Origin of the sequence: Escherichia sp. Marseille-Q3837, assembly GCF_916618735.1 — a bacterium.
GTDB lineage: Bacteria > Pseudomonadota > Gammaproteobacteria > Enterobacterales > Enterobacteriaceae > Escherichia > Escherichia ruysiae.
Map to the genome: position 1 here is coordinate 4,382,627 of NZ_CAKAKC010000001.1, position 17,724 is coordinate 4,400,350.

14 protein-coding genes and 2 pseudogenes are annotated in these 17,724 nt (G+C 53.4%); 9 read left to right on the plus strand and 7 right to left on the minus strand.

What is annotated here, in order from left to right; translation table 11 throughout:
• From LG381_RS21025 to frmA, 3 genes are all read left to right on the plus strand, one after another.
• Complete coding sequence (locus LG381_RS21025) at positions 1 to 774, plus strand: YaiO family outer membrane beta-barrel protein (RefSeq protein WP_225762881.1); 774 nt, start codon at positions 1 to 3, stop codon at positions 772 to 774.
• Between the two features lie 201 nt (positions 775 to 975).
• On the plus strand, positions 976 to 1,251 hold the full coding sequence (frmR, locus tag LG381_RS21030; protein WP_001141271.1) for a formaldehyde-responsive transcriptional repressor FrmR: 276 nt from the start codon (positions 976 to 978) through the stop codon (positions 1,249 to 1,251).
• 34 nt (positions 1,252 to 1,285) lie between these two features.
• On the plus strand, positions 1,286 to 2,395 hold the full coding sequence (frmA, locus tag LG381_RS21035; RefSeq protein ID WP_225762882.1) for an S-(hydroxymethyl)glutathione dehydrogenase: 1,110 nt from the start codon (positions 1,286 to 1,288) through the stop codon (positions 2,393 to 2,395).
• 57 nt (positions 2,396 to 2,452) lie between these two features.
• Here the strand turns inward: frmA and LG381_RS21040 are convergent, their stop codons facing one another.
• Entirely contained in the window at positions 2,453 to 2,992 is a 540-nt protein-coding gene (locus LG381_RS21040; protein WP_001096713.1) for a DUF2058 family protein, read from the minus strand.
• 62 nt (positions 2,993 to 3,054) lie between these two features.
• Between LG381_RS21040 and LG381_RS21045 the strand changes: the two are divergent.
• From LG381_RS21045 to lacA, 5 genes and pseudogenes are all read left to right on the plus strand, one after another.
• A pseudogene (locus tag LG381_RS21045) lies at positions 3,055 to 3,156 on the plus strand (GlxA family transcriptional regulator); the annotation flags it as partial.
• A 27-nt stretch (positions 3,157 to 3,183) separates the two neighbouring features.
• The gene (lacI, locus tag LG381_RS21050; RefSeq protein WP_137326111.1) at positions 3,184 to 4,275 is read left to right on the plus strand and encodes a DNA-binding transcriptional repressor LacI; all 1,092 of its coding nucleotides are present in this window, start codon (positions 3,184 to 3,186) and stop codon (positions 4,273 to 4,275) included.
• 122 nt (positions 4,276 to 4,397) lie between these two features.
• A complete protein-coding gene (lacZ, locus tag LG381_RS21055; RefSeq protein WP_225762883.1) occupies positions 4,398 to 7,472 on the plus strand; it encodes a beta-galactosidase in 3,075 nt (1,024 codons plus the stop codon).
• A gap of 51 nt (positions 7,473 to 7,523) precedes the next feature.
• Positions 7,524 to 8,776: pseudogene (lacY, locus tag LG381_RS21060) on the plus strand (lactose permease).
• A gap of 65 nt (positions 8,777 to 8,841) precedes the next feature.
• On the plus strand, positions 8,842 to 9,453 hold the full coding sequence (gene lacA / locus LG381_RS21065) for a galactoside O-acetyltransferase (RefSeq protein ID WP_024165073.1): 612 nt from the start codon (positions 8,842 to 8,844) through the stop codon (positions 9,451 to 9,453).
• A 102-nt stretch (positions 9,454 to 9,555) separates the two neighbouring features.
• Here the strand turns inward: lacA and cynX are convergent, their stop codons facing one another.
• From cynX to cynT, 3 genes are read right to left on the minus strand one after another with little or no spacing between them, the layout of a single operon-like run.
• Positions 9,556 to 10,737 carry a cyanate transporter CynX gene (gene cynX, locus LG381_RS21070; protein WP_225762884.1) on the minus strand — a complete coding sequence of 394 codons (1,182 nt, stop codon included), beginning with the start codon at positions 10,735 to 10,737 and terminating at the stop codon, positions 9,556 to 9,558.
• A 5-nt stretch (positions 10,738 to 10,742) separates the two neighbouring features.
• Positions 10,743 to 11,213 (minus strand): cyanase, encoded by a 471-nt coding sequence (gene cynS / locus LG381_RS21075; protein WP_225762885.1) that lies wholly within the window; start codon positions 11,211 to 11,213, stop codon positions 10,743 to 10,745.
• A gap of 30 nt (positions 11,214 to 11,243) precedes the next feature.
• The gene (gene cynT, locus LG381_RS21080) at positions 11,244 to 11,903 is read right to left on the minus strand and encodes a carbonic anhydrase CynT (protein ID WP_000658635.1); all 660 of its coding nucleotides are present in this window, start codon (positions 11,901 to 11,903) and stop codon (positions 11,244 to 11,246) included.
• A gap of 109 nt (positions 11,904 to 12,012) precedes the next feature.
• Between cynT and cynR the strand changes: the two genes are divergently transcribed.
• Positions 12,013 to 12,918, plus strand: coding sequence for a transcriptional regulator CynR (gene cynR, locus LG381_RS21085; RefSeq protein ID WP_225763001.1), 906 nt, complete (start codon positions 12,013 to 12,015; stop codon positions 12,916 to 12,918).
• A 139-nt stretch (positions 12,919 to 13,057) separates the two neighbouring features.
• On the opposite strand, the gene codA is transcribed toward cynR, so the two are convergent.
• The 3 genes from codA to prpE all read right to left on the minus strand — a co-directional run bounded on the left by codA (position 13,058) and on the right by prpE (position 17,711).
• The gene (gene codA / locus LG381_RS21090; protein ID WP_085460441.1) at positions 13,058 to 14,341 is read right to left on the minus strand and encodes a cytosine/isoguanine deaminase; all 1,284 of its coding nucleotides are present in this window, start codon (positions 14,339 to 14,341) and stop codon (positions 13,058 to 13,060) included.
• A complete protein-coding gene (codB, locus tag LG381_RS21095) occupies positions 14,331 to 15,590 on the minus strand; it encodes a cytosine permease (protein ID WP_225762886.1) in 1,260 nt (419 codons plus the stop codon). The genes codA and codB overlap by 11 nt, the downstream gene beginning before the upstream one ends.
• 234 nt (positions 15,591 to 15,824) lie before the next feature.
• A complete protein-coding gene (gene prpE, locus LG381_RS21100) occupies positions 15,825 to 17,711 on the minus strand; it encodes a propionate--CoA ligase (protein WP_000010245.1) in 1,887 nt (628 codons plus the stop codon).
• Positions 17,712 to 17,724: the final 13 nt, after the last annotated feature.

Genomic DNA, 17,724 nt, shown 5'->3' on the forward strand with positions numbered 1-17,724 from the left:
ATGATAAAACGGACGTTATTAGCAGCGGCAATCTTTAGCACATTGCCCGCTTATGCCGGGTTAACTTCCATTACCGCAGGCTACGATTTTACCGATTATTCTGGCGATCATGGCAACCGTAATTTAGCGTATGCTGAACTGGTGGCGAAAGTTGAAAACGCAACGCTGCTTTTTAATCTTTCCCAGGGGCGTCGTGATTATGAGACTGAACGTTTCAATGCTACACGCGGTCAGGGCGCTGTCTGGTACAAATGGAATAACTGGCTGACAACCCGCACGGGTATTGCCTTTGCCGATAATACACCGGTCTTTGCCCGCCAGGATTTTCGTCAGGATATTAACCTGGCTTTGCTGCCAAAAACGCTGTTCACGACTGGTTATCGCTACACTAAATATTACGATGATGTTGAAGTCGATGCCTGGCAAGGCGGCGTATCGCTCTACACTGGCCCGGTGATCACCAGCTATCGCTATACCCATTATGACTCCAGCGATGCTGGCGGCAGTTACAGCAATATGATTTCCTTGCGTCTGAATGACCCTCGCGGCGGCGGTTATACTCAACTTTGGCTTAGTCGTGGGACGGGAGCTTACACCTACGACTGGTCTCCGGAGACGCGTCACGGGAGCATGAAGAGCGCCAGTTTACAACGTATTCAGCCTTTGACAGAGCAACTGAATCTGGGGCTGACTGCCGGTAAAGTGTGGTATGACACGCCGACCGATGATTATAACGGCCTGCAATTCGCTGCCAATCTGACCTGGAAATTCTGATTCCTTCCGCCGCCTGCTATCCGGGCGGCAATCCCACGAGATTAGCGCCCAAACACTCTTCTTTCCTCTTCGTTTCCTCCAGATATCCCCCACATTCATCGGATAAATTTTATTCTCCAGTGTTATATACTATAGGGGGGTATGCATTGACATATAGCATACCCCCCTATAGTATATTGCGTACAGATGATGAGGTGCGAAATGCCCAGTACTCCGGAAGAGAAGAAAAAGGTGCTTACTCGAGTTCGTCGTATTCGGGGGCAGATTGATGCTCTGGAACGGTCACTGGAAGGTGATGCCGAATGCCGTGCCATACTCCAGCAGATCGCTGCCGTTCGGGGCGCGGCTAACGGGCTGATGGCAGAAGTGCTTGAAAGCCATATCCGGGAAACGTTTGACCGAAATGACTGCTACAGCCGCGAAGTCAGCCAATCCGTTGATGACACGATTGAACTGGTTCGTGCCTATCTTAAATAGCAGAAACCACTACCCTATTGAGGAAAAGCGAAATATGAAATCACGTGCTGCCGTTGCATTTGCTCCCGGTAAACCACTGGAAATCGTTGAAATTGACGTAGCGCCACCGAAGAAAGGTGAAGTGCTGATTAAAGTCACTCATACCGGCGTCTGCCATACTGATGCATTTACCCTCTCCGGCGATGACCCGGAAGGTGTATTCCCGGTCGTTCTCGGTCACGAAGGGGCTGGCGTTGTGGTTGAAGTCGGTGAAGGCGTGACCAGCGTTAAACCTGGCGACCATGTGATCCCGCTTTACACCGCAGAGTGCGGCGAGTGCGAATTCTGTCGTTCCGGTAAAACCAACCTCTGTGTCGCGGTTCGCGAAACCCAGGGCAAAGGTCTGATGCCAGACGGCACAACACGTTTTTCTTACAACGGGCAACCGCTTTATCACTACATGGGCTGTTCCACCTTCAGTGAATATACCGTGGTCGCGGAAGTGTCTCTGGCAAAAATTAACCCAGAAGCAAACCATGAACACGTCTGCCTGCTGGGCTGTGGCGTCACCACCGGCATTGGCGCAGTACACAACACCGCTAAAGTTCAACCTGGTGATTCCGTTGCCGTATTCGGTCTTGGTGCGATTGGTCTGGCGGTTGTTCAGGGCGCTCGTCAGGCGAAAGCGGGACGGATTATCGCTATCGACACTAACCCGAAGAAATTCGATCTGGCGCGTCGCTTCGGTGCTACCGACTGTATTAATCCGAATGACTACGACAAACCGATTAAAGATGTCCTGCTGGATATCAACAAATGGGGTATCGACCATACCTTTGAGTGCATCGGCAACATCAATGTGATGCGCGCGGCGTTGGAAAGTGCTCACCGTGGCTGGGGTCAGTCGGTGATCATCGGTGTGGCTGGCGCCGGTCAGGAAATCTCAACCCGTCCATTCCAGTTGGTCACCGGTCGCGTATGGAAAGGTTCCGCGTTTGGCGGCGTGAAAGGTCGTTCCCAGTTGCCGGGTATGGTTGAAGATGCGATGAAAGGTAATATCGACCTGGAGCCGTTTGTAACGCATACCATGAGTCTGGATGAAATTAATGACGCCTTTGAATTAATGCATGAAGGCAAATCAATTCGAACCGTGATCCGTTATTAATATCCCGCACGTAACGAACCGTCGCCATCCTGTTCGCGGATGGTGACGGACATATAATTACCACATCAAATCATCAGGCACCTTAAAGTCGGCATACGGATCGTCTTCATCCTGCTCTTCGGCGCTGAGTGCACTGTGCAACACAATACTGCTGGCATCACGTTGGGCGATTTTGTCGGCAACGCTTGCCGGAATAATGGCGTATTCACCTTCACTATTGCCGTCAGTAACCAGACGGGCAATTGCCAGGCGGCCATTAATCAACTGCGTTTGCGTGAGCTTATCTACAAAAATTTTCTTAATCAGATTGCCGTCGGTGAAGTTAAAACCGATATCGCCATTAGCAATGGTGATACGGTTCATTTCGATAAGCTGCTTCACCTGAGCTTTATATTCTTTCGCTAATGCCGCTTGTTTTTGTTGTTCACTAAGCTGTTTATCACGCTCAAGCTGTGCCTTTTTATTTTCTTCTACCGCCGCCCGTGCTTCACGCGCCTGAACACGCGATTTTTTCGCCGTTCTCTCGACCTTCGCCGCTTTTTTGCTGGTGACTAATCCTGCTTTGAGCAACTGCTCTTGTAAGGTAAGTTTTGCCATCTTTATTTCCAAACCCGCTGAATAATTTTTGCGAGTATACCTGTAAATACAGTGAGTGTATCGAAGTGGGCTTTCTCTCTCCTGTGACCTGGCGTCAGCATTTTAAATTTCACTTTGGTGTCAGCCCTGCCGGGTGGCGCAAAACCTTCCGTGGTATGGCATGATAACGCCCGGAAGAGAGTCAATTCAGGATGGTGAATGTGAAACCAGTAACGCTATACGATGTCGCCGAGTATGCCGGAGTCTCTTATCAGACCGTTTCCCGCGTGGTAAATCAGGCCAGCCACGTTTCTGCGAAAACGCGGGAAAAAGTGGAAGCGGCAATGGCGGAGCTGAATTACATTCCCAACCGCGTGGCACAGCAACTAGCGGGCAAACAGTCGTTGCTGATTGGCGTTGCCACTTCCAACCTGGCGCTTCATGCGCCTTCACAAATTGTTGCGGCAATTAAATCCCGCGCCGATCAACTCGGTGCCAGCGTAGTGGTATCAATGGTGGAACGCAGTGGCGTCGAAGCCTGTAAAGCGGCGGTTCATAATCTTCTCGCACAACGCGTCAGCGGCCTGATTATCAACTATCCCCTGGATGAACAAGATGCCATCGCCGTAGAGGCAGCCTGCGGCCACGTGCCGGTTTTGTTTCTTGATGTCTCCGACAAATCCCCCATTAACAGCATTATTTTTTCCCATGATGACGGCGCACGGCTCGGCGTGGAACATCTGGTCGCGTTGGGTCACCAGCAAATTGCGCTGTTGGCGGGTCCATTAAGTTCTGTCTCGGCGCGTCTGCGTCTGGCGGGCTGGCACAAATATCTCGATTGCAATCAACTACAGCCAATAGCGGAGCTTGAGGGTGACTGGAGCGCCATGTCTGGTTTTCAACAAACCATACAGATGCTGAATGAGGGCATTACCCCCACCGCAATGCTGGTTGCTAACGATCAGATGGCGCTGGGTGCAATGCGCGCCATTACCGAGTCAGGGCTGCGCGTTGGTGCGGATATCTCAGTGGTGGGGTACGACGATACCGAAGACAGCTCGTGTTATATCCCACCGTTAACCACCATTAAACAGGATTTTCGCCTGCTGGGGCAGACCAGCGTGGATCGCTTGCTGCAACTCTCTCAGGGCCAGGCGGTGAAGGGAAATCAGCTATTGCCCGTATCACTGGTGACACGTAAAACCACCCTGCCACCCAATACGCAAACCGCCTCTCCCCGCGCGTTGGCGGATTCATTAATGCAGCTGGCACGGCAAATTTCCCGGCTGGAAACCGGGCAGTGAGCGCAACACAATTAATGTGAGTCAGCTCACTCATTAAGCACCCCAGGCTTTACACTCTATGCTTCTGGCTCGTATGTTGTGTGAAATTGTGAGCGGATAACAATTTCACACAGGATACAGCAATGACCATGATTACGGATTCACTGGCCGTCGTATTACAACGTCGTGACTGGGAAACCCCTGGCGTTACCCAACTCAACCGCCTTGCGGCGCATCCCCCTTTCGCCAGCTGGCGAAATAGTGAAGAAGCCCGCGAGAATTGCCCTTCCCGCCAGTTGCGCAGTCTGAATGGCAAATGGCAATTTGCCTGGTTTCCCGCCCCAGACGCGGTGCCAGAAAGCTGGCTGGAGTGCGATCTTCCTGACGCCGATACACTCCCCGTCCCCTCAAACTGGCAGATGCACGGTTACGACGCGCCCATCTACACCAACGTAACCTATCCCATTGCGGTCAATCCACCGTTTGTTCCCGCAGAGAATCCGACGGGCTGTTACTCGCTCACATTTAATATTGATGAAAGCTGGCTACAGGAAGGCCAGACGCGGATTATCTTTGATGGCGTTAACTCAGCATTCCATTTGTGGTGCAACGGACGCTGGGTCGGTTACGGGCAGGACAGCCGTTTGCCGTCTGAATTTGACCTGAGCAACTTTTTACGCGCCGGAGAAAACCGCCTCGCGGTGATGGTGCTGCGCTGGAGCGACGGCAGTTATCTGGAAGATCAGGATATGTGGCGGATGAGCGGCATTTTCCGCGACGTCTCGCTGCTGCACAAACCGACCACGCAAATCAGCAATTTCCATGTTGCTACCCATTTTAATGACGATTTCAGCCATGCCGTTCTCGACGCTGAAGTCCGCATGTGTGGCGAACTGCGCGACGATCTGCGGGTAACGGTATCCTTATGGCAGGGGGAAACGCAGGTCGCCAGCAGCACCGCGCCTTTCGGCGGCGAAATTATCGATGAGCGCGGCGGTTATGCCGATCGCGTCACGCTAAGTATGAACGTCGAAAGCCCGGCGTTGTGGAGCGCAGAAACCCCGAACCTTTACCGTGCGGTAGTTGAACTGCACACCGTCGACGGCGCGCTGATTGAAGCGGAAGCCTGCGATGTCGGTTTCCGCGAGGTGCGGATTGAAAATGGCCTGCTGCTGCTGAACGGCAAGCCGTTGCTGATTCGCGGCGTTAACCGTCACGAGCATCATCCTCTGCATGGTCAGGTCATGGATGAGCAGACGATGGTGCAGGATATCCTGCTGATGAAGCAGAACAACTTTAACGCCGTGCGCTGTTCGCATTATCCGAACCATCCGCTGTGGTACACGCTGTGCGACCGCTACGGCCTGTATGTGGTGGATGAAGCTAATATTGAAACTCACGGTATGGTGCCGATGAACCGCCTGACAGATGATCCGCAGTGGCTGCCCGCGATGAGCGAGCGCGTAACGCGGATGGTGCAGCGCGATCGTAATCACCCGAGCGTAATTATCTGGTCGCTGGGTAATGAATCAGGCCACGGTGCTAATCACGACGCGCTGTATCGCTGGATCAAATCCGTCGATCCTTCCCGCCCGGTACAGTATGAAGGCGGCGGTGCAGACACCTCCGCAACCGATATTATTTGCCCGATGTACGCACGCGTGGATGAAGATCAACCCTTCCCGGCAGTACCGAAATGGTCAATCAAAAAATGGCTTTCGCTGCCAGGTGAGTTACGCCCGCTGATCCTCTGCGAATACGCCCACGCGATGGGTAACAGTCTTGGCGGCTTCGCTAAATACTGGCAGGCGTTTCGTCAGTACCCACGTTTACAGGGCGGCTTCGTCTGGGACTGGGTGGATCAGTCACTGATTAAATATGATGAAAACGGCAACCCGTGGTCGGCTTACGGCGGTGATTTTGGCGATACACCGAACGATCGCCAGTTCTGTATGAACGGTCTGGTCTTTGCCGATCGCACGCCGCATCCGGCGCTGACAGAAGCAAAACACCAACAGCAGTTTTTCCAGTTCCGTTTATCCGGGCGAATCATCGAAGTGACCAGCGAATACCTGTTCCGTCATAGCGATAACGAAATTCTGCACTGGTCGGTGGCACTGGATGGCAAGCCGCTGGCAAGTGGCGAAGTGCCTCTGACTGTCGCTCCACAAGGTAAACAGTTGATTGAGCTGCCTGAACTGCCACAGCCGGAGAGCGCCGGACAACTCTGGCTCACAGTGCGCGTAGTGCAACCGAACGCGACCGCATGGTCAGAAGCCGGACACATCAGCGCCTGGCAACAGTGGCGTCTGGCGGAAAACCTTAGTGTGACGCCCCTCTCCGCGCCCCACTCCTCCCCGCAATTGACCACCAGCGAAACGGATTTTTGCATCGGGCTGGGTAATAAACGTTGGCAATTTAACCGGCAGTCAGGTCTTCTTTCGCAGATGTGGATTGGCGATGAAAAACAACTGCTGACGCCGCTGCGCGATCAGTTCACCCGTGCGCCGCTGGATAACGACATTGGCGTGAGTGAAGCGACCCGCATTGACCCGAACGCCTGGGTAGAACGCTGGAAAGCAGCAGGACATTACCAGGCCGAAGCGGCGTTGTTGCAGTGCACGGCAGATACGCTTGCCGACGCGGTGCTGATTACGACTGTCCACGCCTGGCAGCATCAGGGGAAAACCTTATTTATCAGCCGCAAAACCTACCGTATTGATGGTCGTGGTCAAATGACGATTACCGTCGATGTTGAAGTGGCAAGCGATACACCGCATCCGGCGCGGATTGGCCTGACCTGCCAACTGGCACAGGTCGCAGAACGGGTTAACTGGCTGGGGCTGGGGCCGCAAGAAAACTATCCCGACCGCCTTACTGCGGCCTGTTTTGACCGCTGGGATCTGCCATTGTCTGACATGTATACCCCATACGTCTTCCCAGGCGAAAACGGTCTGCGCTGCGGGACGCGCGAATTGAATTATGGCCCACACCAGTGGCGCGGCGACTTCCAGTTCAACATCAGCCGCTACAGCCAACAACAACTGATGGAAACCAGCCATCGCCATCTGCTGCACGCAGAAGAAGGCAGTTGGCTGAATATCGACGGTTTCCATATGGGGATTGGTGGCGACGACTCCTGGAGCCCGTCAGTGTCGGCAGAATACCAACTGAGTGCTGGTCGCTACCATTACCAGTTGGTCTGGCGTCAAAAATAATAATAACCGGGCAGGCCATGTCTGCCCGTATTTCGCGTAAGGAAATCCATTATGTTCTATCTAAAAAACACAAACTTTTGGATGTTCGGCTTATTCTTTTCTTTTACTTTTTTATCATGGGAGCCTACTTCCCGTTTTTCCCGATTTGGCTACATGACATCAACCATATCAGCAAAAGTGATACGGGTATTATTTTTGCCGCTATTTCTTTGTTCTCTCTGTTATTCCAACCGCTGTTTGGCTTGCTTTCTGACAAACTTGGGCTGCGCAAATATCTGCTATGGATTATTACCGGCATGTTAGTGATGTTTGCGCCATTCTTTATTTTTATCTTTGGCCCGCTGTTACAATACAATATTTTATTGGGTTCGGTTGTTGGCGGTATTTATCTTGGTTTTTGTTTTAATGCCGGAGCGCCAGCAGTAGAAGCATTTATCGAGAAGGTCAGCCGTCGCAGTAATTTCGAATTTGGTCGCGCGCGAATGTTTGGTTGCGTTGGCTGGGCGCTGTGTGCCTCGATTGTCGGCATCATGTTCACCATCAACAACCAGTTTGTTTTCTGGCTGGGTTCTGGCTGTGCACTCATCCTCGCTGTATTGCTCTTTTTCGCCAAAACAGATGCCCCTTCTTCCGCCACGGTTGCCAATGCCGTAGGTGCCAACCATTCGGCATTTAGCCTTAAGCTGGCGCTGGAACTGTTCAGACAGCCAAAGCTGTGGTTTTTGTCACTGTATGTTATTGGCGTTTCCTGCACCTACGATGTTTTTGACCAACAGTTTGCTAATTTCTTTACTTCGTTCTTTGCCACCGGAGAGCAAGGTACGCGGGTATTTGGCTATGTCACAACAATGGGCGAATTACTTAACGCCTCGATTATGTTCTTTGCGCCGCTGATCATTAATCGCATCGGCGGGAAAAACGCCCTGCTACTGGCTGGCACCATTATGTCAGTACGTATTATTGGCTCATCGTTCGCCACCTCGGCGCTGGAAGTGGTTATTCTAAAAACGCTGCATATGTTTGAAGTCCCGTTCCTGCTGGTGGGCTGCTTTAAATATATTACCAGCCAGTTTGAAGTGCGTTTTTCAGCGACGATTTATCTGGTCTGTTTCTGCTTCTTTAAGCAACTGGCGATGATTTTTATGTCTGTACTGGCGGGCAATATGTATGAAAGCATCGGTTTCCAGGGCGCGTATCTGGTGCTGGGTCTGGTGGCGCTGGGCTTCACCTTAATTTCCGTGTTCACGCTCAGCGGCCCCGGCCCGCTTTCTCTGCTGCGTCGCCAGGTGAATGAAGTCGCTTAAGCAATCAATGTCGGATGCGGCGCGAGCGCCTTATCCGACCAACATATCAGGACGGAATGATCGCAATGAACATGTCGATGACAGAAAGAATAAAAGCAGGAAAGCTATTTACCGATATGTGCGAAGGCTTACCTGAAAAAAGACTTCGTGGGAAAACGTTAATGTATGAGTTTAATCACTCGCATCCAGCGGAAGTTGAAAAAAGGGAAAGCCTGCTTAAAGAAATGTTTGCCACGGTAGGAGAAAATGCCTGGATAGAACCGCCTGTCTATTTCTCTTACGGTTCCAACATCCATATAGGCCGCAATTTTTATGCAAATTTCAATTTAACCATCGTCGATGATTACACGGTAACGATCGGTGATAACGTACTGATTGCCCCCAACGTTACTCTTTCCGTTACGGGGCACCCGGTACACCATGAATTAAGAAAAAACGGAGAGATGTACTCTTTTCCGATAACGATAGGCAATAATGTCTGGATCGGGAGTCATGTGGTCATTAATCCAGGCATCACCATCGGGGATAATTCGGTTATTGGCGCAGGTAGCGTCGTCACAAAAAACATTCCACCAAACGTCGTAGCTGCGGGCGTTCCCTGTCGGGTTATTCGCGAAATAAACGACCGGGATAAGCAGTATTATTTCAAAGATTACAAAGTTGAATCGTCAGTTTAAATTATAAAAATTGCCTGATGCGCTTCGCTTATCAGGCCTACAAATTCAGTGATCTACGTTGGCCGCATCCGGCATGAACAAAGCGCAGGAACAGGCGTCGCCTCATGCCTCTTTGACCCACAGCTGCGGAAAACGTGCCGGTGCAAAGCGCAGGGTTATGATCATCAACCCAACAACGCACAGCGCATGAAACACCCAGTCCATCAGGTAATTGCCACTGATGCTACGCAGCACACCAGAAAACCAGGGAGCAAGCCCGGCGATAATAAAACCGATCCCCTGCATAAACGCCACCAGCTTGCCAGCAATACCCGGTTGCGCAGAGTGATCGAGCGCCAGCAGCAAACAGAGCGGAAATGCGCCGCCCAGACCTAAACCACACACCATCGCCCATAATACCGGCAATTGCAGCGGCAGCCAGATAAAGCCGCAGAAACCCACCAGTTGTAACGCCAGTGCCAACAGCAAAAGTTTGCGCCGATCCTGATGGCGAGCCATAGCAGGCATCAGTAACGCTCCCGCCGCTTGCCCAAGCGTCATCAACGCCAGCAAAGAACCGCTGTACTGCGCGCTGGCGCCAATCTCAATATAGAAGGCGGGTAACCAGGCAATCAGGCTGGCGTAACCGCCGTTAATCAGACCGAAGTAAAGTCCCAGCGTCCACGCGCGGGGAGTGAATACTACGCGAACCGGAGTGGTTGTTGTCTTGTGGGAAGAGGCGACCTCGCGGGAGCTTTGCCACCACCAGGCAAAGAGCGCAACAACGGCAGGCAGCGCCCACCAGGCGAGTGTTTGATACCAAATCTCGCTGTGTTGAACTAACCAGGGCGTCAGGGCGGCACCAAGTCCACCGCCGCCCATCAGAGCCGCAGACCACAGCCCCATCACCAGTGGCGTGCGCTGCTGAAACCGCCGTTTAATCACCGGAGGCATCACCGTCTGAATGATGCCGATCCCCACCCCACCGAGCAGTGCGCTGCTAAGCAGCAGCACACTTTGAGGGTAAAGCTCACGCATCAATGCACCGACGGCAATCAGCACCAGGCTAATGGCGACGCTGCGACGTTCGCTGACATGCTGATGAAGCCAGCTTCCGGCCAGCGCCAGCCCGCCCATGGTGACCACCGGCAGAGCCGTCAACAGGGCAGCCACGCTAAAGCTCATTCCGCTCGCCTGGCGCAATTGCGGTAGCAGTGGCCCGACGGAAGTGAGCAGTGGTCGCATATTAAGACCAATCAGCACCAGAACCAGCAGCATCGTGAACGTCTTTTGATGGTCGCGCATGGCTGTCAGAACGGTTTGGTCGGCAGATATTTGCCATCTAAAGTGATGACCGCGCGTTCGCCACCTTCCGGATCCGCCACCTTCTTGACGTCGAGTTTGAAGTTAATCGCGCTGATGATGCCATCGCCAAACTTCTCATGAACCAACGCTTTCAGAGTGGTGCCGTAAACCTGCAACATTTCATAGAAACGATACATCGTTGGGTCGGTTGGAACACGGTCATCAATGCAGCCACGCAGCGGAATCATCTGCAACAGTAGAATGGCGTCTTCGTCGAGATCCAGCTTCGCCCCGATCAGGCGGGCGGCGTCGGCAGGAAGCGCCTGCTGCCCCAGCAAAGCAGCGGTCACGAAGGCTTCTGCCAGACCGGTGCCGTCGGCAAGCTCGGCAAATGAGAGATCTTTTTTCGCTTTGCTGAGCAGAATGGCATCGGCAAGATCAAGACGAATATTGCGGTTAATTTGCGACTGAATCATGGTAAATCTCCTGATGGTTTAAAAATAAGGTTACGCTGCGGTTGGCTGGCGTAGCGGTATGGCACAAACGCCGGGATTGGTTGCCAGTGGTACGAACTGGCGGGTTGCGCCGTCAAAGGCTGCGATACTGCCGCTTTCAATGTCGTAGACCCAGCCGTGCAGCGCGATCCGTCCCTCTTCGAGCGCCAGGCGCACCGATGGATGCGTTTGCAAATTAGCCAACTGAGCAATGACGTTTTCACGCACCATCGCCGCAGCTTTGGACGGTAAATCGCGATGCGGGCGCACCTCATTAACGACGCGGGCAGAATCGGCATAACGCAGCCAGTGGGAGACGGCAGGCATATGGTTCATGCACTGACAGCTGGCAATGGCGGTCATGGCGCCACAGTTAGAATGACCACAAATCACAATGTCAGATACCCGAAGCGCAGCGACGGCATACTCCACCGAAGCAGAAACGCCACCGGGTTCCGGCCCATAAGAAGGAACGATATTGCCCGCGTTGCGAATAACAAACAGATCGCCGGGTTCGCGTTGTGTCACCAGCTCAGGGACCAGACGGCTATCGGAGCAGGAAATAAAAAGGGTGCGCGGGCTTTGCTGTGTCGCCAGCTGTTTAAACAAGGCTTCCCGCTCAGGAAATGCTTCGCGCTGGAATTTAAGGAATCCATCAATAATCTCTTTCACCGTTAACCTCTGTCTGTCTCTGGAATGAGAGGCAGACTACTCGCCGATTGTCATAAGGTAAAAGTCTCATTTATGATGAGTTCTATTGGATTTACTTATAGGTTGGCGAATGCTCTCTCGACATATCAATTATTTTCTTGCCGTGGCTGAACATGGCAGCTTCACCCGTGCCGCCAGTGCGTTGCACGTCTCCCAGCCTGCGCTTTCCCAGCAGATTCGCCAGTTAGAGGAGAGTTTAGGCGTGCCGCTGTTTGACCGTAGCGGGCGAACGATTCGTCTCACTGATGCAGGAGAAGTCTGGCGACAGTACGCCAGCCGGGCATTACAGGAACTGGGAGCGGGTAAACGGGCGATTCATGATGTTGCCGATCTGACGCGAGGATCGCTGCGTATCGCCGTCACTCCCACCTTTACGAGCTACTTTATCGGCCCCTTAATGGCGGATTTCTATGCGCGCTACCCCGGCATCACGCTCCGGCTACAGGAAATGTCGCAGGAGAAAATCGAAGATCTGCTTTGCCGCGACGAGCTGGACGTTGGAATTGCGTTCGCGCCTGTACATTCGCCGGAGCTTGAGGCAATTCCTCTACTGACAGAAAGTTTAGCGTTAGTCGTGGCGCAACATCATCCGCTGGCTGCCTGTGAACAGGTGGCGTTGAGTCGCTTGCATGATGAAAAACTGGTCCTGCTCAGCGCGGAATTTGCCACCAGAGAGCAAATTGACCACTACAGCGAGAAAGCGGGGTTACATCCACAGGTGGTCATTGAGGCGAACTCAATTAGCGCGGTTCTGGAGCTGATTCGCCGCACGTCCCTTTCCACATTGTTACCAGCAGCGATTGTCACACAACATGACGGGCTTAAAGCTATTTCTCTTGCCCCGCCACTACTGGAGAGAACGGCGGTTTTGTTGCGGCGGAAAAATAGCTGGCAGACAGCCGCCGCGAAGGCATTTTTGCACATGGCGTTGGATGAATACGCGGTGTTGGCGGGAATGAATCACGGTAGCCACTGACACAGGTCAGTGGCTGGAATTGCCTGATGCGCTACGCTTATCAGGCCTACGAGTTTAGTGCTCTACGTAGGCCGGATAAGGCGTTCACGCCGCATCCGGCATAAACTACGCTCGCTTTGTCAACACACAGCCCAGCCGATCACCGTTTGTAATCGATGGCTTCTGGCTGCTCCAGATACACGGTGGTTTGTGCCGGTTGTGTACTGGCAATCACCTTACCGCCACGAACCGAATAACGCACCGGAACCTGACGGCGCAGCGCATCAAACCCATTTTCAGCCGGCAGGATAATCAGGTTGGCGCTGTTTCCGGCGGCAATGCCGTAATCCTGCAAATTCAACGTTCTGGCGCTGTGGTGGGTGATTAAATTCAGGCCATCGTTAATCTGCCCGTAGCCCATCAGCTGGCAAACATGCAGCCCCATATGCAGCACTTGCAGCATATTCGCCGTTCCCAGCGGATACCACGGATCGAAGACATCATCGTGACCAAAGCAGACGTTAATGCCGGACTCCAGCATCTCTTTAACGCGCGTGATGCCGCGACGTTTTGGATACGTATCGAAACGCCCTTGCAGATGAATATTGACCAACGGGTTAGCGACAAAGTTAATACCGGACATTTTCAGCAAGCGGAACAGGCGCGAGGTATACGCCCCGTTATAGGAGTGCATTGCCGTGGTGTGGCTGGCGGTGACTCGCGCGCCCATTCCTTCACGGTGCGCCAGGGCGGCAACGGTTTCGACAAAACGCGACTGCTCATCATCAATCTCGTCACAGTGAACGTCGATGAGACAGTCGTATTTTTGCGCCAGGGCGAAGGTTTTATGCAGCGACTCCACGCCGTATTCACGGGTAAATTCAAAATGCGGAATCGCCCCCACTACGTCAGCCCCTAAGCGTAACGCCTCTTCCAGCAACGTTTCACCGTTGGGATACGACAAAATCCCTTCCTGCGGGAAGGCGACAATTTGCAGATCAATCCACGGCGCGACTTCCTGCTTCACTTCCAGCATTGCTTTCAATGCGGTCAGCGTTGCATCCGAAACATCGACATGGGTACGCACATGCTGAATACCGTTGGCAATCTGCCATTTCAGCGTTTGCCATGCGCGTTGTTTCACATCGTCATGGGTTAATAACGCTTTGCGCTCGGCCCAACGTTCAATACCTTCAAACAGCGTGCCGGACTGATTCCAGTTCGGTTGCCCGGCGGTTTGCGTGGTGTCCAGATGAATATGCGGCTCCACAAACGGCGGTAAAACTAAACCTTGTTCGGCATCCAGGCTATTTTCTGTTACGGGCATCACGCCGGATTGTGCATCAATGGCGCTGATTTTTCCGTCGTGCAGATGAATCTGCCACAGCCCCTCTTTGCCGGGTAAGCGGGCGTTAATAATGGTCTGTAAAGCGTTATTCGACACTGTTAGCCTCCACATGCGTCATTGTAGCTGTCGTTTTGCGATTCAAAATCGGGTTAAGGATCAGATAGCTCAGCGCGCCACCTAATACCGCGTTGACCGGAACAATTCCCGGTAACCAGTGGCCTGCGGCAATCCCCAGCGCGACAGCCAGAATCGCCACCCAATTGACACTCATCATACGCGTGGTCGCAAAGTGCTCATAGCGGCGACGGTTCATCAGATAGTCGGCGATGATCACGCCCCCTACCGGAGGAATAGCTGCCGAAAGGAAGGTCAGCCAGCCGACAAAATTGTTATACAGCCATAGTGCGCAGACCGTACCGATAATACCGTTAATCACCGAAAGGGTTTTGCTCGACATACCGGTAATGTTGGCGAAACCTAAACCTGACGCATACAGCGCGTTATCGTTGGTGGTCCAGATATTCAGCCCCAGCACCACAATCGCAGGCAGCAGCAAACCCTGAGCAATCATCACATCAGAGATATCCGCCATCCCCAGTGCCGCAGCGCCCGCCGCACCGAAAATAAACATCAACGAGTTGCCGAGGAAAAAGGCCACCATCGCCACCAGCACCGCCAATCTGGCATTGCGACCAAACCGGACAAAGTCAGCGGTGAGCGTGCCCGCACTGATAAATGAACCGACAACCAGCGCCAGCGCGACATTGAAATCTAACGGTTGTGCGGGAACGACCGCTTTCAATGCCTCCAGACCGCCCATGCCGTTAACGGCCAGCCACACGGAATAACCGCCCAGGCAGGCAATCGCCGGAACCGCAATTACAGACAGAACCGTCAGCGCCGAAATACCAAAGAAGACGGTGACGGTCATCAGTAAACCGGAAACGGCAATCAGCAAATTAATATCCAGGCCGGTTGCCTTGCCCACCGGAATAGCAAACATCGCCACGCCGACGCCAAACCAGCCAACCTGGGTGCCCCCCAGCAGCAGTGAAGGCAGCCATGATCCTTTGACACCAAACGAGAAGCGAGCAAGAAGATGGGTGGTCAGGCCGGTTTTTGCGCCAATGTAACCAAGAAATGAAGTGTAAATACCGAGGAGAAGATTACCGATGAGAACTGCGAGGAAGAAATCATGATAGCTAAGACCGGTTCCGAGAGTGCCGCCGGTCCACATACTGGCGGAAAAGAAGGTTAATCCCAGCATGACGAACGTCAATGCCAATACCCCTTTCCGCGCCGACTGCGGGACTGGCCCCTGGCTAAAGTTGTTATCTTGCGACACGAAATTCCCCCTTTTTGCTGTTTGAAACCCAAAAAATCCGCCGCATTCTATTCATCTGAAAATAAAAAGCAATCGTTTCCGTGGGGAAATATATTTTTTATATGAATGAATAAAAAAGATGGGGAAAAATTTATCAGTGTAAAAACAGTGGGTAGGCATGATAAGACGTGTCAGCGTCGCATCAGGCATCTGCGCACGATGTCGGATGCGGCGCGCGACGCATCCGACAATACCTTACTCTTCCATCGCCTGGCGGATCTGATCCAACGATGAAGGATCATCAATGGTCGTCAGATCCCCCGGATCGCGCCCTTCGCAAATCGCCTGGATCGTGCGGCGCAGCATTTTTCCGGATCGCGTTTTTGGCAATTGCGAGACAAACCAGACGTGCGCCGGGCGGCCAAAGTTGCCAATCTGGCTGTCCACCAGCGCCATAATCGCCTTCTCTTGCGAGTGCGCCACGTCGCGGTCTTCCAGGCTATCGCTCTCTTTCGGAATGACAAACGCCACCGCCACCTGCCCTTTCAGCGCATCTTTCACCCCAACCACCGCCACTTCGGCAACGCCAGGATGACTGGAAATACTCTCTTCAATCTCGCGCGTGCCCAGCCGATGCCCGGCAACGTTAATCACATCGTCGGTACGCCCGAGAATAAAGTGATAACCGTCAGCGTCGCGGATACCCCAGTCAAACGTGGCGTAAACCGGACGGGAAAACAGCGACCAGTAAGTCTTCACAAAGCGGTCGTCATCGCCCCAGATGGTCTGAATACAGCCCGGCGGCAATGGTCCTTCCACCACCAGCATCCCTTTCTCATTGACACCACACGGCTCACCAGTGACTTCATTGAGCAACTGCACGTTGTAGCCATACATCGGCACGCCGGGGCTTCCCAGACGCGTCGGCCTGTCGTCCAGACCGCGAGCAATCGCCATAATCGGCCAGCCGGATTCGGTCTGCCAGTAGTTGTCGATCACCGGCACATCCAGCGTATTGCTCACCCAACTGGCGGTCGGCTCGTCCAGCGGTTCTCCAGCCAGATAGAGCACTTCCAGCGACGAAAGATCGTGTTTGCGAATTTCAGCGGTAGGGAATTTTTTCAGCACGCGAATGGCGGTCGGCGCTGAGAACATCCGGCTCACCTGATATTTCTCGACGATTTTCCACCACACGCCGCAGTCAGGCCATGTCGGCAATCCTTCGTAAACAATGGTCGCCATCCCCGCCAGCAGCGGCGCGTAGACGATATACGAATGCCCCACCACCCAGCCGATATCCGACGCGCAAAAGAACACGCCACCCGCTTTGCCGCCAAAAATGGTTTCCATCGAGGTCGCCAGCGCCACCGCATAACCGCCGACGTCACGCTGCACGCCTTTAGGTTTGCCGGTCGTGCCGGAGGTGTAGAGAATGCAGGAGGTTTCGTTGGATTCCAGCCACGCCACCGGCACCCGCGCGCCGATGTGCTGATGGCGCAACGACGCGAAATCGACATCCCGCCCGCTGACGCGCGCCATTTTCGCCAGCCCGCGATCCACCAGCAAAACGTGGCGCGGCTGGTGCTGCGCCTGGCTTATCGCATCGTCGAGCAATTTTTTATAGGGAATGATTTTGCCGCCGCGCGCTCCGGCATCTGCCGAGACAATCAACACCGGTTTAGCGTCATCAATCCGCGCCGCCACGCTGTGCGAGGCAAAACCACCAAACACCACCGAGTGAATAGCACCAATGCGCGCACAGGCCAGCAGAGTAATATGCGCTTCGGCAATCATCGGCATATACACCAGCACCCGATCGCCACGCTGCACACCCAGTGAGCGCAGCATTGACGCCACCGCGTTTACTTCGTCATGAAGCTGGCGAAAGGTAAAGGTGCGCTCTTCTTCTGTTTCCGAAGAGACGGCAATCAATGCCAGCGCCTCTGGCTGTTTCTCCAGCCAGCGGTCGATAGCGTTGTGGCACAAGTTGGTTCGGCCTTCACAAAACCAACGGGCAAACGGCGGATTGCTGTGATCGAGCGTTTGTGTAAAGGGCGTCTGCCAGTCAATACGCTGAGCCTGCTCAGCCCAGAACTGCTCCGGTTCGTTAATCGAACGCTGATAAAATTCGCTAAAAGACATAATGCTCTCCTGT